Below are 22,130 nucleotides of genomic sequence, written 5' to 3' on the forward strand. Positions count from 1 at the left end.
CGTTCCTGTTCACATCATGCGAACGAATGTGGAACAATTAGGCAACCAATTTTCGCGAGTCAAGCAATTCTGCGGTTTTTCGCGCCGAAATGGAGGAACAGGCGTTCCCGTTTCAGTCCTCGGCTTTCCAGTCGCCGGACTTGCCCCCGGTCTTTTCGACCAGGCGCACACCGGAGATGACCATCGATCGGTCGACTGCCTTTGCCATGTCGTAGAGCGTCAGCAAGGCAACGCTGGCGGCGGTGAGTGCTTCCATCTCCACGCCGGTCTTGCCACTCAGCCCTGCCTTGGCGGTTACCGCGACATGGTCATCGGCGAGATGGAAATCGACCGTGACCGTCTCCAGCCCGAGCGGGTGGCAGAGCGGGATGAGCTCGTCAGTGCGCTTGGCCGCCATGATCCCGGCGATCCTTGCAGTCGCGAGTGCATCTCCCTTGCCGAGGCTTCCGTCCGCAATGGCGGCGAGCGCCTCTGGTTTCATCGTAATCCGGCCCTCTGCAGTGGCCGTGCGGCGCGTCATCGGCTTCGCGGAGACGTCGACCATGCGGGCGGCACCCTTCTCGTCGAGATGCGTCAGCCTGGTCACGCTGCCTCTGCGCCGGTTCCGACCAGCAGGGCCTTCGTAGCCGTCTCGACATCCGCTTGCCGCATCAGGCTTTCGCCCACTAGGAAGCTGCGCACTCCCGAACGGGACAGGCGGAGACAGTCGTCGTGCGTGAAAATGCCGCTTTCCCCGACGATCAGCGACCCATCCTTTGCCAGCGGCGCAAGTCGCTCGGTGGTGGCGAGATCGGTCTCGAAGGTCTTGAGGTTACGGTTGTTTATCCCGACGAGTTCTGACTTTAGCGCCTTGGAGCGTTCCAGTTCCTCTTCGTCATGCACTTCAACCAGTACGTCCATGCCGCGCTCCAGCGCCGCGTCTTCGATTTCGTGCATCGTGCTGTCATCGAGAGCGGCGACGATGATGAGAATGGCGTCTGCGCCGATCGCGCGGGCTTCGGCCACCTGCCACGGATCGACCATGAAGTCCTTGCGCAGGACGGGAAGGTCGCAGGCACCTCTTGCAGCAATGAGGAATTCCTCGTGACCCTGGAAATACGGCGCGTCGGTCAGGACCGAAAGGCAGCTCGCTCCGCCTGCCTGATAGGAGCGGGCATGGGCCGCAGGGTCGAAATCGGCCCTGATCAGTCCCTTGGACGGAGAGGCCTTCTTGATCTCGGCAATCAGCCCGAATCCGGTTTCCTCTGCCTTGCGCAAAGCGGCGTGAAAACCTCGCGGTGCGCTCTGCTCCGCTGCCATCGCATCCAGCGCATCGAGCGAATGCACCCGCTTGCGCTGGGCTACTTCCTCGCGCTTGGTCGCGCAGATTTCCTCGAGTTTGTTCATGCCTCTTACTTCGCCATCCCGATCCAGTCATGGAGCAGCTGGCGCGCCTTTCCGCTGTCGATGGCTTCAGCCCCCAGTTCGGCAGCTTCTGTCCAGTGGTCGCTCTTCCCGGCCACCAGGAATGTAGCTGCAGCATTGAAGAGCACCGCATCGCGGTAGGGCCCCGGTGCGCCGAGCAGCAGGGCCTCCAGCGCCTTGGCGTTGTGTGCCGGATCGCCGCCGCGGATCGCCTCCACCGGCGCATAAGGCAGGTTCGCCTGGACCGCGGTCACGCGCCGCATCTCGAAATCATTGCCGCGTACGTCTGCCAGCTCGTTGCCGCCGGCAAGGGACAGTTCGTCGAGGCCCTCGTCGCCCGAGGCGATGAACGTACGTTCGGTACCGAGCATGGCTTTCGCCTTGGCATAGATCGGTACATAGGCCGGCCGCGCGATGCCGATCAGTTGGCGGGTGACGCCAGCCGGATTGGAAAGCGGGCCCATGAGATTGAAGATGGTGCGAACGCCGAGGCGCTGGCGGATGGGTTGGATGCGACCCATTGCGGGGTGGTGGTTCTTCGCGAACAGGAAGCAAATCCCGAGTTCATTCAGGGTTTTCTCCGCGGTTTTTCCCGCAGCTTCCATGTCCAGCCCGAGCGCTTCGAGCGTATCGGCCGCACCGGATTTGGAGCTTGCGGCGCGGTTGCCATGCTTGGCGACAGGCACCCCGCTTGCCGCAACGACCAGGCTGACCGCGGTCGAGACGTTGAGCGTGTGATGCCCGTCCCCGCCGGTGCCGCAGCAATCGACCGTGCCTTCGGGCGCATCGATCGGGATCAGGCGGGCACGAAGAGCTCGGGCAGCTCCGGCGATTTCCTCGGACGTTTCGCTGCGCGCCGACATGTCGACGAGGAAACGGGCGATTTCATCCTCGCCGGTCTCCCCGTCGAGGATCCAGCCGAAGATCTCTTCTGCCTGATCTGCATCCAGATGGACGTCTGCGGTCGGCAATTGTTTCATGCCGGCACCTTTGCGTCGATCCCGCAGATCGCGAGGAAATTGGCGAGCAGCGCGTGCCCGTGTTCGGTCGCGATACTTTCGGGGTGAAACTGGACCCCGTGGATCGGCAGTTCGTGATGGCGGAAACCCATCACGCTGCTGCCGTCGAGGCCCGGCGTCTCGCTCTCGGCGTTGACGACAAGGACGTTCGGAATCTCCTCTACCACCAGCGAGTGATAGCGCGTCGCGGTGAAGGGCGAGGGCAGGCCCTTGAACAGCCCGCTTCCGTCATGCGTCACCGCGCTGGTCTTGCCGTGCATGAGGCCGCCGCGCACGACCTTGCCGCCGAAATGTTGGCCGATGGATTGGTGCCCGAGGCAAACGCCGAGCAGCGGTTTGGCGCTTGCCGCACAGGCCTGCACGAGATCGAGGCTGATGCCAGCTTCCGACGGCGTGCATGGCCCGGGCGAAATAAGGTATCCGGCGGCATCGCGCTCCATGGCTTCGGCAGCGGAAATCGCGTCGTTGCGCACCACTTCGACCTTCGCCCCCAGTTCCATCAGGTAATGGACGAGGTTGAAGGTGAAGCTGTCGTAATTGTCGACGACGAGGATGGTCCGATTGTCGGTCATGTCAGGCGTCAATGGCGGGGCAGGGACTTCAGTTCAAGCAAGCAAAACAACTTGCCGCGTCACGCCTGCTTGCCCGCAAGCTTGTCGGTCGCCCGTACCAAGCCGTCGACGATCCCGGGTTCACCCGCGCTGTGACCAGCATCGTGGACGATCCACAATTCGGCTTCGGGCCAGGCTTTCTTCAGTTCCCATGCGCTCGTCGGCGGAGTGCAGATGTCATGACGGCCCTGCACGATGATGCCGGGGATATGCTTGATCCGGTCGACGTTCCTGATGAGCTGCGCCTCTTCGAGGAAGAAATCCTCGAGGAAGAAACGGGCACAGATGCGTGCAAACGGCACAGCCTTGGCCGGGTCGGCAAAACTGTCGAGTAGTTTTTCGTCCGGCAGCAGGGTGGCGACATTGCCTTCCCACAGCGACCATTCCCGCGCGGCTGCAAGGCGGGTCGCTTCGTCGGCGCTGGTGAGCCGGTCGTAATAGGCTTGCACCAGGTCGCCCCGCTCGGCCTCGGGGATTAGCCCGGTAAAGTCGTCCCATTGCTCGGCCATGATCTCGCTGGCGCCGTAGCTGTAGAGCCAGTGCTTCTCCTTCTGGCGGGCCAGGAACACACCGCGCAGGACGATCTCGCTGGTGCGTTCGGGATGGGTCTGGGCATAGGCGAGGGCGAGCGTTGCGCCCCAGCTGCCACCGAAGACCTGCCATGTGTCATGGCCACACATTTCACGGAGACGCTCGATATCGGCAACGATACGCCAAGTGTCGTTATGCTCGATTTCGGCGAAGGGCAGCGACTTGCCGCAGCCGCGCTGGTCGAAGAGCAGCACGTCGTAGAGTTCGGGATCCCATTGGCGACGGTGGTCGGGGCTCATCCCGCCGCCCGGGCCGCCGTGCAGGAATACGGCCGGTTTCGCACCCGGCGTTCCGACCCGTTCGTAATAGAGCGAATGGCCTTCGCCGACATCGAGCATCCCGGTCTCGTAGGGTTCGATCTCGGGGTAGAGGGTGCGGCGTTCGTTACTCATCGTCTGCAACCTTCCGTTCCACCAGCACGATAGGACCGATGGGTGCGCCCGTATCGAGGCGATCTGTCGCGGGGTTCCACAGGCCCGACACGCTCCCGTCGAGATAAAGCGCGTTCTTCACGCTCAATTCGTCGCGGAAGAAGCGGGCTAGCTTGCCGAACGAAATCGGCGCGTTCGAGATGACGAAATGCGCCCTGCCGCGATCGTCCACGCCGACGCCGTTCCGGATCGAGCGCGCATGCCCATCCTGCGTGATTTCCGGGTGAAGCTTCCCGCCGACGACCAGCATCGGTCCCGACTGGGTGCCGAATTCGGGGCGATCGGCGACATTGGCGAGGAAGTCGTCAGTGGTGCGGATTTCCCACTTGTCACCCGTGCCGAAGAAGACGCCGTTCGGCTTCATGTGGAAGTTGCCCTCACCGTCGGCGGTGTTGAGCGTCTTCAGCCGCTCCGAACCGCTGACGAAATAGCCGATCGGCTGCCCTTCATCGTCATACATCCCGGCATTCATGGCGAAGGCCACGGTCGCGGGATCGCGGGTGCCGGAGAAGGCCGTCAGGCTGCGGAAAGGACCTTGCCCCTCCGGCCCGAGGACCATTGCGACCCGGTGACGGGAAGGCACGGCAAGACAGTGGGTCAGCGAGGTATTCTCGAAGATGATCGAGCGGCAGGCACTTTCTACCTGGCTTGCCACCGACGGGGCATCGCTGGCTGCAGCCGTCGGCGTGGCTCCGGCCTGGCCGTCGATGCGCGTGCGTGTGACCGGTTCGCCGGCCTGCGGCGGTTCGCATGCACTAAGAAGGAGGAGGGTAATTGCGACCGAAAAGTACTTCATTGTCCGTAACCGGGTTCCTGGGCAATGCGGACGGCTTCCTTGGCAGCCGCGAACAGAGCGCCAGCCTTGGCCTCGCATTCGCGTTGCTCGTAGGCGGGATCGCTGTCTGCGACGATTCCCGCACCTGCCTGCACATGCATGAGGCCATCCTTTAGGACGGCAGTGCGCAAGACGATACAACTATCGAGCGATCCATCGGGCGCAAAATAGCCGACACCGCCGGCATAGGGACCGCGCTTGGCCGGTTCGAGTTCGGCGATGATCTGGCAGGCCCTGATCTTGGGTGCGCCGCTGACCGTTCCGGCGGGAAAGCCCGCGAACAGCGCGTCGAGCGCATCGCATTCGGTATCGAGCTTGCCGACCACGTTGCTGACGATGTGCATCACGTGACTGTAGCGTTCGACGGTGAAGCTGTCGGTCACCTCTACCGTGCCGCTTTGCGCGACACGGCCCACGTCGTTGCGCCCTAGGTCGAGCAGCATGAGGTGTTCGGCCCGTTCTTTCGGGTCTGCCAGCAGCGATGCCTCTGCTTCGCGATCCGCTGCAGGTGTCGCGCCGCGTGGGCTTGTACCGGCAATGGGGCGGATAGTGACCTGCTCGTCGCGCACGCGGACGAGGATTTCGGGGCTCGATCCGACGATGGCAAAACCCGGAAGGTCGAGGAAATAGAGGAAAGGCGAGGGGTTCACCCGCCGCAGGGCGCGGTAGAGAGCGATCGGCGGCAGCTCGAACGGCGTCGTGAAGCGCTGCGAGAGTACGACCTGGAAGATATCGCCCGCGGCAATGTACTCCTTGGCCGCATCAACCATGCTTGCGAATTGTTCGCGCGGCATGGTGGGCTGCGGGTCGCATGACGAAAGCGCGCCGGGCGTCTCCGTCTGGACCGGTACCGCCGACGAAAGGCGGGCCAGCGCGCTATCGATCCGATCCGCCGCTGCCGCCAGCGCGGCGTCGATGCTGGTGTCCGAAGGCCATATCGGCGCGATGCAGAAGAGCTGCTCCGTCAGATTGTCGAACACGAGCAGCAGGGTCGGACGCACGAACAGCATGTCCGGCACATCGATCGCGCTTTCGCCTGCAGCCGGAAGCTTCTCGACCAGCCCGATGGTCTCGTAGCCGAAATAGCCCACGAGGCAGGCCAGTGCGGGCGGCAATTCTTCGGGCACGTCGATCCGGCATTCGGCAAGGAGGTTGCGCAAGGCGGCGAGCGTATCGTCCTCGCAGCCTTCAAACGCATCGCGAGAATACTGCCAGCGGCGGTTGATAGCCGCCGTGTTGCCGTCTGCGCGGAACACGAGATCGGGGTCGAGGCCGATCAGGCTGTAGCGTCCCCGGACCTCGCCGCCCTCGACCGATTCCAGCAGGAAATCTCCGCGCCCTTCCTCGATCAGGCGCAGGCCGGCCCCGACCGGGGTTACCGTGTCGGAGACGATCTTGCGCCAGACGAGGGCAGGTTGCCCTGCTGCAAGAGCCCTACGTGCCCGGTCGGACCCTTCTAGCGATGGTCCCAAGGCGAACCTCAGTTCGTCTCGCCGAGCAACTGGCGGCGAACCGCGGCAATTGCATCGGGATTGCGCTCGACGCCGACTTCGGCGCGCATGGCGGCCAGCATCTGCTGCGAATATTCCGCGGTCCAGCCCTGTGCGATCTGGAGCAGTGCCTGCTGCACCAGCGGGTCGTTTTCTTCGAGCTGGCCGAGCGAGATGTCTTCGAGCGACACGACGAACCAACCCTGGTCGCCATTCCCCTTGAGCTTCTTCGTCGAGCCTTCGGCCATAGCGAACATCAGCGCGATCGGCGCAGGCACGCTGGTATTGCCGAGGCGTGCGAGTTCCTCGCGGCTGAGGTTCACGGCTTCAGGCGCGGGGAGGGCAACCTTCTCTGCTGCCATTGCTGCAGCGAGACTCTGTCCTCCCTGGACACGCTTGAGGACGCGATCTGCCGCAGCCCTTGCACCTTCGTTACCGCGCGAGCGGCGCCATTCGGCGATCACGTTCTCCCGGATTTCGGCGAGCGGGGCGACCGAGGAGGGGGTGATCGACGAGACTTCGTAAAGCAGGAAGTTCTGGCCGTCGGGCAGGGCAGCGATCTCGGGTTCGCCTTCTTCGATCTGGAATGCGAAATCGAGCGTCGATGCCACCAGTTCGGGCGCACGTTGGGCGGTTCCGTAAACGAAGCCAGAAGCGGTGAGAGGCTGCGTTGCCACGACCTCGAGGTCGAGCTCTTCCGCCACTGCGGTAAGCGAAGCACCATCGGCGAGGCGGTCCTCGATCGTAGTAGCCAGTTCGGCGATACCGCGCTGGCGGTTGCGTTCGCGAAGCACGTCGGCGATTTCGCCGCGAACGCTCGCAACGGTCTTTGCGGGAACCTGTGTCACGTCGTCGACACGGGCGATGTGCCAGCCGAGCGGGCTGCGCGCAGGTGCGGTCAGGCCGCCCTCGGATGCTGAGAAATAGGCATCGGCGACAGCGGCGCTGGCCTGTTCGCGAACATTGTCGCGTTCCTGGTCCGACAGTTCGGCCGTACGGAAGCCAGCTTCTGCGGCCGCTGCGGCGAAGCTCTGGCCGCCGCGGACGCGGTTGGCGATGGCTTCGGCGCCCTGCCGGGTGGCGACGATGACCTGCGTGAAATCACGGGTTTCGCGGGCCGCGTAGTTTTCCGCGTTTTCCTTGAAGTAGGCCGCGATCTGGGCGTCATCGGGCTCGATGCTTTCGCCCAGGGCCTCGCTGCCGAAGGTCGCATAGCGCAGCGTGCGCCGCTCGGGGCGGACGAAGCGCGACTGGTTGTCAGCGTAGAACTTCTGGAGCTGGGCGTCGGTGGGCGCACCGGTCGGAGCGAAGGCAGCGGCCGAAATCACGGCGACCGAACCGCGGCGGCGCTCCTTGAACGTGCGGGCATAGGTCCGGGCAATGGAATCGGGGACCTTCGCGCCGTAGGCAGCCGGGATGATCGACTGGCGGAAGAACAGCGACGTGCGGATCTGGCTGCGCAGCTGCGCGTCGGTCAGGCTCTGGGTCTGGAGGAAGGCCTGATAGGCTGCTTCCTCGAAATCGCCGCTGGGGCCACGGGCGCCGGGAATCTGGCGGATTTCGCTGTTGACGAGGTTGCGACCTGCCCGAAGTCCGTTTTCCTCGCCCCAAGCAACCAGGACGAAGCGGTCGATCAGGCCGTCGAGGATTTCGTCGAGCCCGTTGTCTGCCAGCAGCGTCTGGATGGTCGCGTCGGGGTTGCCCTGGCGCGCCTGGCGCAATGCCTCGGCCGCGCCGTCGCTTAGTTCGGCGGTCGAGATCTTCTCGCTACCGACCACTGCGACACGGTCGCCGCCTGCAACGCCGCCGAATGCGCCGGTGCTGGACACGTCCATGCTGGCGAAAGCGAAGCCGATCAGGCCGAGAAATGCGAGGGCGATGGCAAGGCCGACCTTCGTCTTGAAGAAATTCCGGAAAAAGGTGAGCATGACTTGCGGTCGGGCCTCTTCAGTGCTTTGGGGGCGCCCGCTTCCGGACGGGAAGCGGTGCGACACCGGTTCGAGCAGCGCGCTTTATCCGCCCTGCGACCTCGTCGCAACAGGTCCCGTCCGCTTTTGACGCATAAACAAGCCCACTCTGGCGATTGTCCGCTACCACCCTATATAGCGCCCGCCGGATACGACATTACGTGACAGGAAATAACCATGGCCGAACGGCCTTATATCGTTGGCAACTGGAAGATGAACGGTACGCGCGCAATGCTCAGCGAAGCGCGCGCGATCGATCGCGCTGCACAGCGCTACATGAAGGCGGAAGTGGCCGTAGCCCCGCCGTACACGCTTATTCACGCCGTCCACCGCGAAGCCGAACAGATCGGAATCGGTGCGCAGGACTGCCATCCCGGCGCAGAAGGTGCGCACACCGGCGACATCTCGGCATCCATGCTGGCGGACGCTGGGGCAAAGTTCGTCATTCTCGGCCATAGCGAGCGCCGCGGCGCCCATGGCGAATCGAACGACCTCATCAACGCCAAGATCGAAAGCGCGCTCGAAGCGGGCCTGCGTATCATCCTGTGCTGCGGCGAAAGCCTTGAGCTTCGCGATGCCGGGAAGGCCGAGGAGTTCGTGCTCGGCCAGCTTCGCGCAAGCCTCCCCAAGATCGAGGACGCTGCCGAACGCCTGACGGTCGCCTATGAACCGCTCTGGGCGATCGGAACAGGTCGCACAGCAACCGTGGAAGACATCGAGGCGATGCACGCGGCAATCCGCAAGCTGCTCGACGAAACCTATGGCGAAGAGCATTCCTCGCAGGTCCGTATTCTCTACGGCGGCTCCGTGAACGCAGACAATGCCCGGGAAATCCTGTCGACTCCCGAAGTCGGTGGTGCGCTGGTCGGCGGGGCGAGCCTGTCGGCCGAAAGCTTCCTGGGTATCGTTGTGGCCGCTTCGGAAGCCGAAGAAGCCTGATTTTCGCACACCTTGCCGTAGCGCCGTCTGACGCCTAGATGCGGCCCACCAGTTTATTCGATAGAGCTAGCAACCGATGTTCCTCTTCCTCACTGTCGTCCAGGCGATCGTCGCCGCTGCCCTCGTCGGCGTCATTCTCATGCAGCGCAGCGAAGGCGGCGGTCTTGGCATCGGCGGCAGCCCCTCCGGCATGCTCAGCGCCCGCGGCGCGGCCGATTTCCTCACCCGTTCGACCAAGTGGCTGGCGGTGGCTTTCGTGATCCTGTCGATTGCGCTGGCTGCGATGGCTGTCGAGGGAGTGGGAACGGGCGGTGTCGAATCGACGCTGGATCGTTCGGTCACTCCGGCCGAGCCGGTCGACCCGCTGGGCGGTCCGGGTGCGGCACCTGCAGCAGCTCCGGCTCCGGCAGAGCCTGCTCCGGCTGCCGATCCGCTCGCCGAATAAGCCTCAAATCTTCGCCCTTCCTCAGGCGTCTGTGGACGACGCGCGCTTTGGCGCGTCTTTATCCTTGCGCCGACTCACCCCCCACGCTTAAGGCCCGACTCCCATGGCGCGGTATATTTTCATCACCGGCGGCGTGGTCTCCTCGCTCGGTAAAGGTCTCATGGCTGCGAGCCTCGCAGCGCTTCTCCAGGCGCGCGGGTACAAGGTCCGCATCCGCAAGTTCGATCCCTATCTGAATGTCGATCCCGGCACGATGAGCCCGTATCAGCATGGCGAGGTCTACGTTACCGACGACGGCGCTGAAACGGACCTCGACCTTGGACACTACGAACGCTTTACCGGCGTCTCGGCGCACCAGGGTGACAACGTGACGTCGGGCCGGGTCTACCAGCAGATCATCGCCAAGGAGCGTCGCGGCGACTATCTTGGTGCGACCGTGCAGGTCGTCCCGCACGTAACCGACGCGATCAAGGAATTTGCGCTCGCCGACCAGGGCGATCACGATTTCATCCTGTGCGAAATCGGCGGGACCGTCGGCGATATCGAGGGGCTTCCGTTCATGGAAGCCATCCGCCAGCTGCGGAACGAACTGGAGCCGATGCAGACGCTGAGCGTCCACGTCACTCTGGTGCCCTACATCGCTGCGGCAGGCGAGCTGAAGACCAAGCCGACCCAGCATTCGGTCCGCGAACTTGCCAGTCTAGGGATCAAGCCGGACGTGCTGCTCTGCCGCGCAGAGCACCCGATCCCGGATAGCGAGCGCCAGAAGATCGCCAACTTCTGCAACGTGCGCAAGGAAGCGGTCATCCCCGCGCTCGATGCGCCCTCGATCTACTCGGTCCCGCTGCAATACCACGCAGAAGGCCTCGACACCGAGGTCCTGCGCGGGTTCGGCATCACCGATGCGCCGGAACCGGACCTGTCGCGCTGGTACGACGTGGTCGACCGCCATTCGAACCCCGAAGGCGAAGTTACCATCGGCGTGGTCGGCAAATACGTCGGCCTGCAGGACGCCTACAAGTCGCTCAACGAGGCGCTGGTTCACGGGGGCATGGCCCACCGGGTCAAGGTCAACATCAAGTGGATCGACGCCGAGGTGTTCGAGCAGGGCGACAGCGACATCGCGGCCCAGCTCGAACCGATGCACGGCATCCTTGTGCCCGGCGGTTTCGGTGAACGCGGGAGCGAGGGCAAGATCGCTGCCGTACGCTTCGCGCGCGAACGCAAGGTGCCGTTCTTCGGTATCTGCCTCGGCATGCAGATGGCCTGCATCGAAGGCGCTCGCGCGGCAGGCTACAGCAAGGCGAGCTCGACCGAATTCGGGGCGACGGAAGAACCGGTAGTGGGCATCATCACCGAATGGATGACGCAGGAAGGCCTGCAGACCCGCGAGGCTGGCGGCGACCTTGGCGGTACGATGCGCCTGGGCGCCTATGACGCCAAGCTGGCAGCCAACAGCCATGTCTCCTCGATCTACGGCGGCGCGACCGAGATTTCGGAACGCCACCGCCACCGCTACGAGGTGAACGGCGCCTATATCGAGCCGCTCGAAAAGCAGGGCCTGATCTTCTCGGGCATGTCGCCCGACGGCCTGCTCCCCGAAATCGTGGAGCGTCCGGACCACCCCTGGTTCGTCGGGGTGCAATTCCACCCGGAACTGAAGTCCAAGCCGTTCGATCCGCACCCGCTTTTCGCGGGTTTCATCGGTGCGGCGCTTGAACAGGCACGCCTCGTGTAAATTTTTTTTCACGTCGCCCACAGGCGTAAACGATTGTTTTCGCTAAGGCCGATTTGCCGGTTTTGTACCAGCGCGACAGAGCGCGGAGTCCCTAGGGATTCCGCGCTCTTTATCTTTTGTTGCATTTAATGCAGACCGACCCCGGATCAGTGGTGATAGGTCACTGAATTTACGAAACTACACTGCGCCAGCCGGTGGTGGGCTTGCCTCGAACCCGATCGTCTTCTGCGACCCGGACGGTCGAATTTGGGGCTTGGCGGCGCTAGTCGTCGCGAGGGCGGTGCCTTAGGGCGCCGCCCTCTTTAGTTTCAGGGCCTTGTCAGGCAGCTTCGCTGTCGTCGCCCTTGACGATTTCCAGGGGTTTCTGTCCGCCGATCGAGATCTTCTTCGGCTTCATCGCCTCGGGAACTTCGCGCAGCAGGTCGATGACCAGCATGCCGTCCCTGAGGTCTGCGTTTTCTACGCGGACATAATCCGCCAGGTCGAAGCGGCGCTCGAACCCGCGATTGGCGATGCCGACATGCAGCATTTCGCCTTCGGGCTGGTCGTCGCGCTTGCGGCCCTGGATCACCAGCAGGTTCTGCTGGGCCGTGATATCGAGGTCTTCGGGGCGGAAGCCCGCGACCGCCAGCGTGATGCGATATTCATCGTCACCGCGGCGCTCGATATTGAACGGGGGGTAGTTGTCGCCGCCCGCATTGCGTGCCTGGCGTTCCATCAGGTCGAACAGGCGGTCGAAGCCGACGGTAGAACGGCGATAGGGGGTAGTGTCGAAACGGTTCATCGAAACAAATCCTCTTCTGAGCAATTTGACATTGGGGAGCCCGCAATCGGCACTCCCGAGCCCGCTGAACATCAGCCGGCACATTCAAGATAGTCGCCCGTCGGGGGCTTTCAAGCATCCCGCTGCACGGCTAGACAGCAATGGAAAGAACAGCACGGGATCGACCATGAGCCAGCCCCATATCGACATCTACACCAAGTTCGGCTGCGGCTACTGCTACCGCGCGAAGAAGCTGCTCGACGACAAGGGCGCGGTGTATGAGGAACACGACATCACGATGGGCGGTCCCAAGCGCGATGAAATGATGGAGCGTGCGCCGCAAGCGCGCACGGTGCCGCAAATCTTCATCGGCGATGTCTACGTTGGCGGTTCGGACGATCTCGCGGCGCTGGAACGCGCCGGCAAGCTTGATGCTCTCCTGGCCGGTTGAATGACGCGGATCGCGCTCTTCCAGGCGACGACCGGGATCGATCCGCAGGCCAATGCAGCGCGCCTAGTCGAGGCGATCGGAGAGGCAGCCGCGGGCGGGGCGCAGATGTTGTTCACGCCCGAGATGTCGGGTCTGCTCGACCGGGATCGCCAGCGCGCTGCCGCTCATGTCGTAAGCGAAGAGGCAAACCCTGTCCTCGCCGCCGTAAGGGAAGCAAGTGCACGTGCCAGTATCTGGACTTGCATCGGGTCGCTTGCCGTCCTCGCTGATGGCGGGAAATGGGCCAACCGGAGCTTCGTGATCGACGGAGCTGGCGAAATCGCGGCCCGTTACGACAAGATGCACATGTTCGATGTCGATCTTGCGACCGGCGAAAGCTGGCGCGAGTCCAACGCATACCAGGCGGGCGACAAGGTCGTTGCCGTCGATACGCCGCTTGGCAGGCTCGGCCTTGCGGTGTGCTATGATTTGCGCTTTCCCGGCCTGTTCGAAGCTCTGGGCAAGCTTGGCTGCGACGCCATTGCCATCCCTGCCGCGTTCACTGTGCCGACGGGAAGGGCGCACTGGCACATAATGCAAAGGGCGAGGGCGATCGAGGCATCCGCCTATGTTATCGCTGCCGCCCAGGTCGGCCAGCACGAAGACGGTCGCATAACCTACGGGCACAGCCTTGTCGTCGATCCATGGGGCGAGGTCCTGCTCGACATGGGGGGCGAGGTGAGCGGGGTCGGATTCGCGGAAATCGACTTATCACGCATCGCCGATGTGCGGGCGCAGGTTCCCAGCCTTGCCAACCGCCGCGAAATCGCCATTTAGGCGCCATGATCGTTTACGACCTCCACTGCGACAACGGCCACCGCTTCGAAGGTTGGTTCGGCTCGTCCGCCGATTACGAGCGGCAGAGCGAGGTCGGACTGGTCGATTGCCCCGAATGCGGCTCGACCAATGTCGGCAAGGCACCGATGGCGCCGGCGGTCCCTGCGAAGTCGAATTCCGCGCCGAAGCAGAATACCGGTGCAAAGGAGGCCCAGCTTTCCAATGCCCCGATGCCGCCGGAAGTGCGCAAGGCCTTCGAGGCTTTAGCCAAGGCGCAGGCCAAGGCGCTCGAAAAGAGCAGGTGGGTAGGTGACAAGTTCGCCGAGGAGGCCCGCTCGCAGCACTACGGCGAGGCCGACGAAACGCCGATCCACGGCAAGGCCACCAAGGAAGAGGCCAAGGAACTCGCAGCCGAGGGTATTGCGGTTGCGCCCATCCTTTTTCCCATCGCGCCGCCCGACGAACTCAATTGATTGCCACGGCAAGTTGAGCCGCTATACGAAGCGCCGGCGCGCCCGTAGCTCAGTCGGATAGAGCACCAGATTCCTAATCTGGGGGCCACAGGTTCGAATCCTGTCGGGCGCACCATTCCCGTCTAACCGAGAACCCCGGCTTTGCGCGCCATGGCGATGATGCCATCGGCCAGTTCGCGCGGGCGGTCTTCCTGGCTGAAATGGCCACACTTGCTAAGCATTGCGTGCGGCTGCCCCTTTGCCCCGGCAATGCGCTCGGAAAGCAGCGGCGCGGCCATGCCCAAGACCGGGTCATCCTCTCCGAAGAGCGTGAGGAACGGCCGATCGAAGGCTTCGAGTCCCTTCCACGCGACCAGATTGTCTTCGATGCCATCCATGCCGTCTTCGACCGGTACCAGCTGCGGAAACGCTCGCGCCCCTGCCTTGCTCGGCTCGTCAGGGAATGGCGCATTGTAAGCTGCTACCTCGGCATCGCTGAGCTCGGTCTGGGTGGCTCGCTGGAGAATGTCGCCGATCACGAAATCAGGCGAGCTCTTGGCGAAGGCGCGCCAAGCGAGGAATCCGTCCGAAACCTTGCCGCCCGTGGGCAGTGTCGCATTGCTGGCGACAACGAAGGTAAAGCGCTCAGGCTCCTGTCCAACTATGCGCAACCCGAGGAGGCTCCCCCAGTCTTGGCAGAACAGGCCCGCAGGTTGAGGCACTACGGCATCGCGCCATTGCTTCAGCCATGCGGTGTGCCGGGCATAGGTGTAGAAGGCCGGATCGTCGGGCTTGTCGCTTTTGCCGAAACCGATGAGGTCGGGGGCAAGCACCCTGAAACCTGCGTCGACCAAGAGGGGGATCATCTTGCGATAGAGATACGACCAGCTCGGCTCCCCGTGGAACAGCAAGACCGGCGGCGCGTCCTTGGGGCCTTCGTCGAGATAATGCTGAAGGGCCGACATCCCGTTGCCGAGGTCGATCTCGATCCAGTTCTCCGCGAAGGGGTAATCAGGAATGCCTGTAAAGCGTTCGGCGGGCGTACGAAGTATCTGCATGAGCCTCTCCCGTGGCTAGCCGCCATTTGAGCGATGCATTTGCGCCGGGCGGCTTCAGAGGAAGCTTAGGGGGTCCGCTTCGCCGTGTCACCCAACTGGCTTACGGGCACCGTCTCCTTGAAGGTGTGCGTAATGTAGGGAAACGGGATCTCGATATGCGCTTCGTCCAGCGCGGACTTGATCGCGCGGATCACCTTGTCCTTGCTCTCCCAGCCAGACCGAGGCGTCGACCCGGCCCACCAGCGCACGAGGAAGTCGACCGAGCTGGAATTGAATTCCTGCGCAAAGATATCGACGCCCTTGCTGGCAAGCACGTCGTCCACCCCTTCGACTGCACGCCTTATTACGTCGGCCGCGTGATCGAGATTGGTGTCATAGGAAACGCCGATCACGACTTGGTGCCGGCGCTGGTCGACATCGGTCAGGATTTCGACCGGGTTCTTGAACAGGATCGAGTTGGGCACGACGGTCAGTTCGCCCGAAAGCTTGCGAACATGCGTCTCGCGCAAGGTGATGTGTTCTACCTTGCCGGTAATGCCTTCGCACTCGATCACGTCGCCGATCCGCATTTTCTCGCGAACCATGATGAGCACCCCGGCGAGGAAGTTCTCGAAGATGTCCTGGAAGGCGAAACCGATGGCGACGGCGCCGATACCCAATCCAGCGAGGAGGCTTGCCGGGGTGAGGCTGGGAATGACGATGACGGCTGCAATGAACAGGCCCGTCACCCAGATCGCCAGCCTCACCAGCGTGTCGATGAGGTTCTTGAGGCTGGCCCTGATTTCGGTTCTGCCGACCAGTGTGTCCGCAATCTTGGCGGCGAAACGGGCGACGATCCAGGTGAGCAGAATGACGAACAGCGCGATGGCCATGCTGGGCAGGGCCTCGACGAAGCCGGTACCCATGTCCTGCAGCTCATCGCGCAGCGTGGAAATGTAATTCACCCGAAGGACTCCCTTTGCGGGGCAACGGTATGCCCCGCTCAGGGTTCCGAAATGGCGAAATTACATGGTTTTCGCCGCTTAGGCTTAGTTCAGCCCGTGTTCCTTGCGGGCAATCTCGTGGAGCCAGTCCGCATGGCGCGGGGCCTTCTTGGTCTGGCTCCATTCTTCCAGCATCAGCGGGGCAACCCGCTTGAGTTCCGCATATTGCTCGTCGGTGCCGATATCGGCAGCAAGCTCCACGCGATGGCCGTTCGGGTCGAAGAAATAGATCGACTTGAAGATACCGTGGTGGGTCGGACCAAGGACGTCGATGCCGAGGCTTTCCACATGGTCCTTGGCAGCCATCAACTCTTCCTCCGAACCGACGCGGAAGGCGAGGTGCTGGACCCACTGCGGCGTATTCTCGTCGCGGCCCATGTCGGGCTGGTTGGGCAGTTCGAAGAAGGCGAGCACGTTGCCGTTACCTGCATCGAGGAAGACGTGCATGTAAGGGTCGTAGGCGCCGGTCGAGGGAACGTGGTCCTCGGCAAAGGCAGTGGTGTATTCCATGCCCAGCACCTTGGCGTACCATTCGACGGTCTCTTTCGCATCCTTGCAGCGATAGGCTGCGTGGTGGATTCCGGATGGCTTGATCGCGCTCATTCTGCAGGTTCCACTTCGAGAACGCCGCGACGGATCTGGTCGCGTTCCATGCTTTCGAACAGGGCCTTGAAGTTGCCTTCGCCGAAACCTTCGTCACCCTTGCGCTGGATGAATTCGAAGAACACGGGGCCGACCTGCGCTTCTGCGAAGATCTGCAGGAGAAGGCGGGGCTGGCCGCCCTCGGTCGTGCCGTCGAGCAGGATGCCGCGAGCCTTGAGTTCAGCTTCGTCTTCGCCGTGGCCGGGCAGGCGCTCGGACAGCATCTCGTAATAGGTTTCGGGCGGGGCGGTCATGAAGGGAACGCCCAGCTTCTTGAGGTTGTCCCAGCACCCGAGCAGGTCGTCGCAGATCAGCGCGATGTGCTGGATGCCTTCGCCGTTGAACTCGCGCAGGAACTCCTCGATCTGGCCCTTGCCGCCTTCGCCTTCCTCGTTGAGCGGGATGCGGATCTTCCCGTCGGGTGCGGTCAGCGCCTTCGAGGTCAGGCCGGTATACTCGCCCTTGATGTCGAAGAAGCGGATTTCGCGGAAGTTGAAGAGCGTCTCGTAATAATCCGCCCAGTACTTCATGCGGCCGTTGTAGACGTTGTGGGTGAGGTGATCGATCAAGTTGAAACCGGCACCGACGGGGTGCTTCTCGACGCCCGGAAGGTATTCGAAGTCGATGTCGTAGATCGACAGGCCGTTGCCTTCGCCGTCTTCATAGCGGTCGATGAGGTAGACGATTGCGCCGCCGATGCCGCGGATGGCCGGGATGTGGAGTTCCATCGGGCCGGTCTGCACAGCGACAGGCTCGGCGCCGCGTTCGAGCAGTTCGGCGTAGGCCTTACGGGCGTCGCGAACGCGGAAGCCCATGCCACAAGCAGAGGGGCCGTGTTCGCGCGCAAAGAACCATGCAGCGCTCTTCGGTTCGTAGTTGAGGATGAGATTGATCTGGCCCTGACGCCAGAGATCGACATCCTTCGAGCGATGCTTGGCGACGAGGGTGAAGCCCATGGCTTCGAAAACCGGCTCAATCACGCCTTTTTCGGGCGCGCAGAATTCGACGAATTCGAAGCCGTCGAGGCCGATGGGGTTTTCGAAAAGATCGGGCATGTGCTTCCTCTGTCCACTAGATAGTTTCAATGGAAACCAAATACGCAATAGCTGCGTGGCTGTCAAGAAATTGGCGTGCCTGTCAGGGTTCGTTCCGACGGATTGCCTTGCTGCTGCGGTGAGTCCATGGAGGGGCATGGCTAGTGAAGACCTCGACGACATCCGCCGCGCCGTTCGCGCAGTCTGCTCCGACTTTCCGGGCGAGTACTGGCGCGAGAAGGATCGCGAACGGGCCTATCCCGGCGAGTTCGTGGACGCCATCACGCAGGCTGGTTTCCTCGCGGCGCTGATCCCCGAGGAATATGGCGGCAGCGGCCTGCGTCTCGACGCGGCTTCCGTCATCATGGAGGAAATCCAGGCGTTAGGCTGTAACGGAGCCGCTGCACACGCGCAGATGTACGTGATGAACACGCTGCTGCGTTACGGCAGTGAGGATCAGAAAACGGCCTACCTGCCTGCCATCGCTACCGGCGAGCTGCGCCTTCAGGCGTTCGGCGTGTCGGAACCGACCAGTGGGACGGATACGCTTTCGCTGCGTACATTCGCGCGACGGGACGGGGATGACTATGTGGTCAACGGACAGAAGATCTGGACGAGCCGGGCGGAGCATTCCGACCTCATGGTTCTGCTCGCCCGAACGACACCGCGCGAGGAAGTGGCCAAGAAGACCGAGGGGCTGTCGCTGTTCCTCGTCGACATGCGCAAGGTGGTGGGCAACGGTATGACCATCAAGCCGATCCGCACGATGATGAACCACTCCACCACGGAAGTGTTCTTCGATGACATGCGCATTCCTGCCTCCGCGCTGATCGGCGATGAAGGGCAGGGCTTCCGTTACATCCTTTCAGGCATGAACGCAGAACGCATCCTGATCGCTGCCGAATGCATCGGCGATGCCAAGTGGTTCATCGAGAAGGCCAGCGATTACGCGAAGGAGCGTCAGGTCTTCAGCCGTCCGATCGGGCAGAACCAAGGCGTGCAGTTCCCGATTGCCCGTTGCTACGCCCAGATGCGGGCGGCGGAACTGATGGTCCATCACGCAGCGCAGGTTTACGACCAGGGCGGCAATGCCGGCGCCGAAGCGAACATGGCAAAGATGCTCGCCAGCGAAGCCAGTTGGGCCGCAGCCGACATGTGCGTGCAGACCCTTGGCGGCTTTGGTTTTGCGGAGGAGTATGATGTCGAGCGCAAGTTCCGCGAAGCGCGGCTCTACACCGTCGCCCCGATCAGCACGAACCTGATCCTCAGCTATGTGGCCGAACATGTTCTCGGCCTGCCGCGTTCTTACTGATTTGCCGCGCGAAACCCCTTGCGCGCAAAGGTTAACTGTGATTCTGTAGCAATATGAGGGGCAAGCCGAGACTCACCATCAGGCAGAAGCAGAAGGCGTCGCAAAGCGCGGCGCTCGGCGCATTGCTTGTGATGGGCGCGATCGGTATCGCCGGCCCGAGCGGTCTGCTGGCATGGAGCGAGAATCTCCGCCTGCTGGACCAGCGCGAAGCCCAGCTGGCTGCACTCCAGAAGGAACGTGCGGCGCTGGAAAACAAGGTGGCGCTGCTGCACCCCGAACATGCCGATCCCGACATGGTGGGCGAACTGCTTCGCAGCCAGCTCAACGTCGTCCATCCGGACGAGGTCGTGATCAAGCTCGACGACTGATCGGGCGCAAAACCCCGCTATTCCGTAAGGTTTTCGTATGCGTGCCGAGCAGGGCGTTGCGCGGCGCGCGTGGCTATGCCTATAGGCTCAGGCATATTCCTCCCCGGAAGAGAAGGATGCTGTAGTTTGGCAAAGGCCCCGAAGAGCAAAGCCGCAGGTAGCCCGGCAGAAAACCTCGATTTCGTCCTGCATTCGCTGCAGGAAGAACTCGACAAGAAGAAGCGTTTCGACGCCAGCAGCGACCAGATGCTGCATTTTTACGAGCAGATGCTGCTGATCCGACGCTTCGAAGAACGCGCCGGCCAGCTCTACGGCCTCGGCCTCATCGGCGGGTTCTGCCACCTCTATATCGGGCAGGAAGCCGTTGCGGTGGGCCTGCAATCGGCCCTGACCGAAAAGCTCGACAGCGTTATCACCGGTTATCGCGATCATGGCCACATGCTTGCTTACGGCATCGATCCCAAGGTCATCATGGCCGAGCTGACCGGCCGCGAAGCTGGCATCTCCAAAGGCAAGGGCGGGTCGATGCACATGTTCTCGACCGAGCATAAGTTCTACGGCGGCCACGGCATCGTGGGCGCGCAGGTTGCGCTCGGCGGCGGACTGGCGCTCGCTCACCAGTACAACGAGGACGGCGGCCTGTGCCTCGCCTATTTCGGCGACGGCGCAGCCAACCAGGGTCAGGTCTACGAAACCTTCAATATGGCGTCGCTCTGGAAGCTCCCGATCGTCTTCGTGATCGAAAACAACCAGTACGCGATGGGCACTGCCGTCAGCCGCAGCTCGGCCGAGACAGAGTTCTACCGCCGCGGCACCGCGTTCCGCATCCCGGGCATGAAGGTCAACGGCATGGACGTGCTGGAAGTCAGGCAGGCTGCAGAGATCGCCTTCAAGCACGTGCGCGAGGGCGGTGGCCCCGTCCTGATGGAATGCGAGACCTACCGCTATCGCGGTCACTCCATGTCCGATCCGGCAAAGTATCGCTCGCGCGAAGAAGTGCAGGACATGAAAGATCACAAGGACCCGATTGAGGGCATGAAGAAGATCCTCGTGGAGCAAGGCACCAGCGAAGACGATCTGAAGGCCATCGACAAGGACATCCGCAAGATCGTTAGCGAAGCAGCCGATTTCGCCGAAAATTCGCCCGAGCCGGAGGCATCCGAGCTCTACACCGACGTTCTGGTCGAGGAGTATTGATCCATGGCCATCGAACTGAAGATGCCGGCGCTTTCGCCCACGATGGAAGAAGGCACGCTAGCCAAGTGGCTCAAGCAGGAAGGCGACGAGATCGCCATCGGTGACATCATTGCCGAAATCGAAACCGACAAGGCGACGATGGAATTCGAAGCTGTTGACGAAGGCACCTTGGGCAAGATTCTCGTGGCCGAGGGCACCGAAGGCGTGAAGGTCGGGACTGTCATCGCCATGCTTGCGGGCGAGGGCGAGGATGCCTCTGCGGTTGCGGATGCGGCCCCCGTCGCCGACGTTCCTGGCGAGGGCAAGGACGTAGGCCGCGAGCCGTCGGAAGCGGAGATCACCAAGCCGACCAAGAAATCGGGCGTGAAGGATCCGGAAATCCCGCACGGCACCAACATGGCAACCGTCACGGTCCGCGAAGCCCTGCGCGATGCCATGGCCGAGGAAATGCGCCGCGACGAGCGCGTGTTCGTGATGGGCGAGGAAGTTGCCCAGTACCAGGGTGCCTATAAGGTTACGCAGGGCCTGCTCGACGAATTCGGCCCGAAGCGCGTAATCGATACGCCGATCACCGAATACGGCTTTGCCGGCATCGGTACGGGCGCGGCGATGGGCGGCCTTCGTCCGATCGTCGAGTTCATGACCTTCAACTTCGCCATGCAGGCGATCGACCACATCATCAATTCGGCAGCCAAGACCAATTACATGTCCGGTGGCCAAATGCGTTGCCCCGTGGTCTTCCGTGGTCCCAATGGAGCGGCCAGCCGAGTTGGTGCACAGCACAGCCAGAACTACGGCCCCTGGTATGCCAGCGTTCCGGGCCTGATCGTCATCGCGCCCTATGACGCCGCAGACGCCAAGGGCCTGATGAAAGCTGCCATCCGCTGCGAGGACCCGGTGGTCTTCCTCGAGAACGAGCTCGTCTACGGCCGCAGTTTCGAACTGCCCGAACTGGACGACCACGTGCTGCCGATCGGCAAGGCGCGGATCATGCGCGAAGGTTCGGACGTCACGATCGTTGCATACTCGATCGCGGTGGGCCTTGCGCTGGAAGCGGCCGAGCAGCTGGCCGGCGAAGGCATCGATGCTGAAGTGATCGACCTGCGCACGCTGCGCCCGCTCGACAAGGAAGCCATCCTTGAAAGCCTTGCCAAGACCAACCGTCTGGTCATCGCGGAAGAAGGCTGGCCGACATGCTCGATCGCATCGGAAGTCGTCGCCATCTGCATGGAAGAAGGCTTCGACCACCTCGATGCCCCGGTAACGCGGGTATGCAACGAGGACGTTCCGCTGCCCTACGCCGCGAACCTCGAAAAGCTGGCCCTGATCGACACGGCGGGCATCGTCTCGGCTGTGAAGAAGGTTTGCTACCGGGACTAGGACGCCGGCGTTCTTTCGAATTGAAAAGCCGCCGTAGCGAGTGCTGCGGCGGCTTTTTCATTACGTGCATCGAATCGCACGATAATTGCCTTGCCGCACAGCTTAAGGTCGCTCCCGAAACTGGACGAAAGGGGGCGTTAACCTTGGAGGCGAAAAGCCGACTCATGGGAGCAAGAGGGTTGCGGTCCTCAACAGGGGCGCATT

23 protein-coding genes and 1 tRNA gene are annotated in these 22,130 nt (G+C 62.7%); 11 read left to right on the forward strand and 13 right to left on the reverse strand.

What is annotated here, in order from left to right:
* Positions 1-112 precede the first annotated feature (112 nt).
* Genes moaC through GRI42_RS03990 form a run of 8 tightly spaced genes read right to left on the reverse strand, consistent with a single transcriptional unit; the run spans position 113 to position 8,309 of the window.
* Positions 113-586: a cyclic pyranopterin monophosphate synthase MoaC gene (gene moaC / locus GRI42_RS03955; protein ID WP_160607053.1), complete on the reverse strand. Its 474-nt coding sequence runs from the start codon at positions 584-586 to the stop codon at positions 113-115.
* Entirely contained in the window at positions 583-1,386 is an 804-nt protein-coding gene (gene trpC, locus GRI42_RS03960) for an indole-3-glycerol phosphate synthase TrpC (RefSeq protein WP_160607054.1), read from the reverse strand. The genes moaC and trpC overlap by 4 nt, the downstream gene beginning before the upstream one ends.
* A 5-nt stretch (positions 1,387-1,391) precedes the next feature.
* The gene (trpD, locus tag GRI42_RS03965; RefSeq protein WP_160607055.1) at positions 1,392-2,384 is read right to left on the reverse strand and encodes an anthranilate phosphoribosyltransferase; all 993 of its coding nucleotides are present in this window, start codon (positions 2,382-2,384) and stop codon (positions 1,392-1,394) included.
* Positions 2,381-2,995, reverse strand: a complete 615-nt coding sequence (locus GRI42_RS03970) for an anthranilate synthase component II (RefSeq protein ID WP_160607056.1) — start codon at positions 2,993-2,995, stop codon at positions 2,381-2,383. Before GRI42_RS03970 ends, trpD begins: the two co-directional genes overlap by 4 nt.
* Before the next feature lie 59 nt (positions 2,996-3,054).
* Positions 3,055-4,017, reverse strand: coding sequence for a prolyl aminopeptidase (gene pip, locus GRI42_RS03975; RefSeq protein ID WP_160607057.1), 963 nt, complete (start codon positions 4,015-4,017; stop codon positions 3,055-3,057).
* The gene (locus GRI42_RS03980; protein WP_160607058.1) at positions 4,010-4,852 is read right to left on the reverse strand and encodes a phosphodiester glycosidase family protein; all 843 of its coding nucleotides are present in this window, start codon (positions 4,850-4,852) and stop codon (positions 4,010-4,012) included. Before GRI42_RS03980 ends, pip begins: the two co-directional genes overlap by 8 nt.
* Positions 4,849-6,363 carry an anthranilate synthase component I gene (gene trpE / locus GRI42_RS03985; RefSeq protein ID WP_160607059.1) on the reverse strand — a complete coding sequence of 505 codons (1,515 nt, stop codon included), beginning with the start codon at positions 6,361-6,363 and terminating at the stop codon, positions 4,849-4,851. The genes GRI42_RS03980 and trpE overlap by 4 nt, the downstream gene beginning before the upstream one ends.
* Before the next feature lie 8 nt (positions 6,364-6,371).
* Entirely contained in the window at positions 6,372-8,309 is a 1,938-nt protein-coding gene (locus tag GRI42_RS03990) for a peptidylprolyl isomerase (RefSeq protein WP_160607060.1), read from the reverse strand.
* Between the two features lie 216 nt (positions 8,310-8,525).
* Here GRI42_RS03990 and tpiA point away from each other — a divergent pair, with 216 nt between their 5' ends.
* The 3 genes from tpiA to GRI42_RS04005 all read left to right on the forward strand — a co-directional run bounded on the left by tpiA (position 8,526) and on the right by GRI42_RS04005 (position 11,470).
* Entirely contained in the window at positions 8,526-9,287 is a 762-nt protein-coding gene (gene tpiA / locus GRI42_RS03995) for a triose-phosphate isomerase (protein ID WP_160607061.1), read from the forward strand.
* Between the two features lie 76 nt (positions 9,288-9,363).
* Positions 9,364-9,732, forward strand: a complete 369-nt coding sequence (gene secG / locus GRI42_RS04000; protein WP_160607062.1) for a preprotein translocase subunit SecG — start codon at positions 9,364-9,366, stop codon at positions 9,730-9,732.
* A 103-nt stretch (positions 9,733-9,835) separates the two neighbouring features.
* Entirely contained in the window at positions 9,836-11,470 is a 1,635-nt protein-coding gene (locus tag GRI42_RS04005; RefSeq protein WP_160607063.1) for a CTP synthase, read from the forward strand.
* 319 nt (positions 11,471-11,789) lie between these two features.
* Here the strand turns inward: GRI42_RS04005 and GRI42_RS04010 are convergent, their stop codons facing one another.
* The gene (locus GRI42_RS04010) at positions 11,790-12,254 is read right to left on the reverse strand and encodes an Hsp20 family protein (RefSeq protein ID WP_160607064.1); all 465 of its coding nucleotides are present in this window, start codon (positions 12,252-12,254) and stop codon (positions 11,790-11,792) included.
* 166 nt (positions 12,255-12,420) lie between these two features.
* Here GRI42_RS04010 and grxC point away from each other — a divergent pair, with 166 nt between their 5' ends.
* The 4 genes from grxC to GRI42_RS04030 all read left to right on the forward strand — a co-directional run bounded on the left by grxC (position 12,421) and on the right by GRI42_RS04030 (position 14,088).
* The gene (grxC, locus tag GRI42_RS04015) at positions 12,421-12,684 is read left to right on the forward strand and encodes a glutaredoxin 3 (RefSeq protein ID WP_160607065.1); all 264 of its coding nucleotides are present in this window, start codon (positions 12,421-12,423) and stop codon (positions 12,682-12,684) included.
* Positions 12,685-13,500, forward strand: a complete 816-nt coding sequence (locus tag GRI42_RS04020) for a carbon-nitrogen hydrolase family protein (RefSeq protein WP_160607066.1) — start codon at positions 12,685-12,687, stop codon at positions 13,498-13,500. It begins immediately after the preceding gene.
* Between the two features lie 5 nt (positions 13,501-13,505).
* Positions 13,506-13,973: a DUF1178 family protein gene (locus GRI42_RS04025; protein ID WP_160607067.1), complete on the forward strand. Its 468-nt coding sequence runs from the start codon at positions 13,506-13,508 to the stop codon at positions 13,971-13,973.
* Between the two features lie 38 nt (positions 13,974-14,011).
* Positions 14,012-14,088, forward strand: a tRNA-Arg gene (locus tag GRI42_RS04030).
* A gap of 7 nt (positions 14,089-14,095) precedes the next feature.
* Here GRI42_RS04030 and GRI42_RS04035 read toward each other — a convergent pair.
* The 4 genes from GRI42_RS04035 to hppD all read right to left on the reverse strand — a co-directional run bounded on the left by GRI42_RS04035 (position 14,096) and on the right by hppD (position 17,690).
* The gene (locus GRI42_RS04035) at positions 14,096-15,010 is read right to left on the reverse strand and encodes a haloalkane dehalogenase (protein WP_160607068.1); all 915 of its coding nucleotides are present in this window, start codon (positions 15,008-15,010) and stop codon (positions 14,096-14,098) included.
* A 65-nt stretch (positions 15,011-15,075) separates the two neighbouring features.
* Positions 15,076-15,954 carry a mechanosensitive ion channel family protein gene (locus tag GRI42_RS04040; RefSeq protein WP_160607069.1) on the reverse strand — a complete coding sequence of 293 codons (879 nt, stop codon included), beginning with the start codon at positions 15,952-15,954 and terminating at the stop codon, positions 15,076-15,078.
* Between the two features lie 84 nt (positions 15,955-16,038).
* Positions 16,039-16,596 (reverse strand): VOC family protein, encoded by a 558-nt coding sequence (locus tag GRI42_RS04045; RefSeq protein ID WP_160607070.1) that lies wholly within the window; start codon positions 16,594-16,596, stop codon positions 16,039-16,041.
* Positions 16,593-17,690 (reverse strand): 4-hydroxyphenylpyruvate dioxygenase, encoded by a 1,098-nt coding sequence (gene hppD, locus GRI42_RS04050; protein WP_160607071.1) that lies wholly within the window; start codon positions 17,688-17,690, stop codon positions 16,593-16,595. The genes GRI42_RS04045 and hppD overlap by 4 nt, the downstream gene beginning before the upstream one ends.
* A gap of 136 nt (positions 17,691-17,826) precedes the next feature.
* Here hppD and GRI42_RS04055 point away from each other — a divergent pair, with 136 nt between their 5' ends.
* The 4 genes from GRI42_RS04055 (at position 17,827) to GRI42_RS04070 (ending at position 21,926) form a co-directional block, all read left to right on the forward strand.
* A complete protein-coding gene (locus GRI42_RS04055; RefSeq protein WP_160607072.1) occupies positions 17,827-18,981 on the forward strand; it encodes an acyl-CoA dehydrogenase family protein in 1,155 nt (384 codons plus the stop codon).
* A 53-nt stretch (positions 18,982-19,034) separates the two neighbouring features.
* Positions 19,035-19,349, forward strand: coding sequence for an FtsB family cell division protein (locus GRI42_RS04060; RefSeq protein ID WP_160607073.1), 315 nt, complete (start codon positions 19,035-19,037; stop codon positions 19,347-19,349).
* Between the two features lie 126 nt (positions 19,350-19,475).
* Positions 19,476-20,546, forward strand: coding sequence for a pyruvate dehydrogenase (acetyl-transferring) E1 component subunit alpha (gene pdhA, locus GRI42_RS04065; RefSeq protein WP_160607074.1), 1,071 nt, complete (start codon positions 19,476-19,478; stop codon positions 20,544-20,546).
* A 3-nt stretch (positions 20,547-20,549) separates the two neighbouring features.
* A complete protein-coding gene (locus GRI42_RS04070; protein WP_160607075.1) occupies positions 20,550-21,926 on the forward strand; it encodes a pyruvate dehydrogenase complex E1 component subunit beta in 1,377 nt (458 codons plus the stop codon).
* The last annotated feature ends 204 nt before the right edge of the window (positions 21,927-22,130 follow it).

Source organism: Qipengyuania gaetbuli (genome assembly GCF_009827315.1).
GTDB classification, from domain to species: domain Bacteria; phylum Pseudomonadota; class Alphaproteobacteria; order Sphingomonadales; family Sphingomonadaceae; genus Qipengyuania; species Qipengyuania gaetbuli.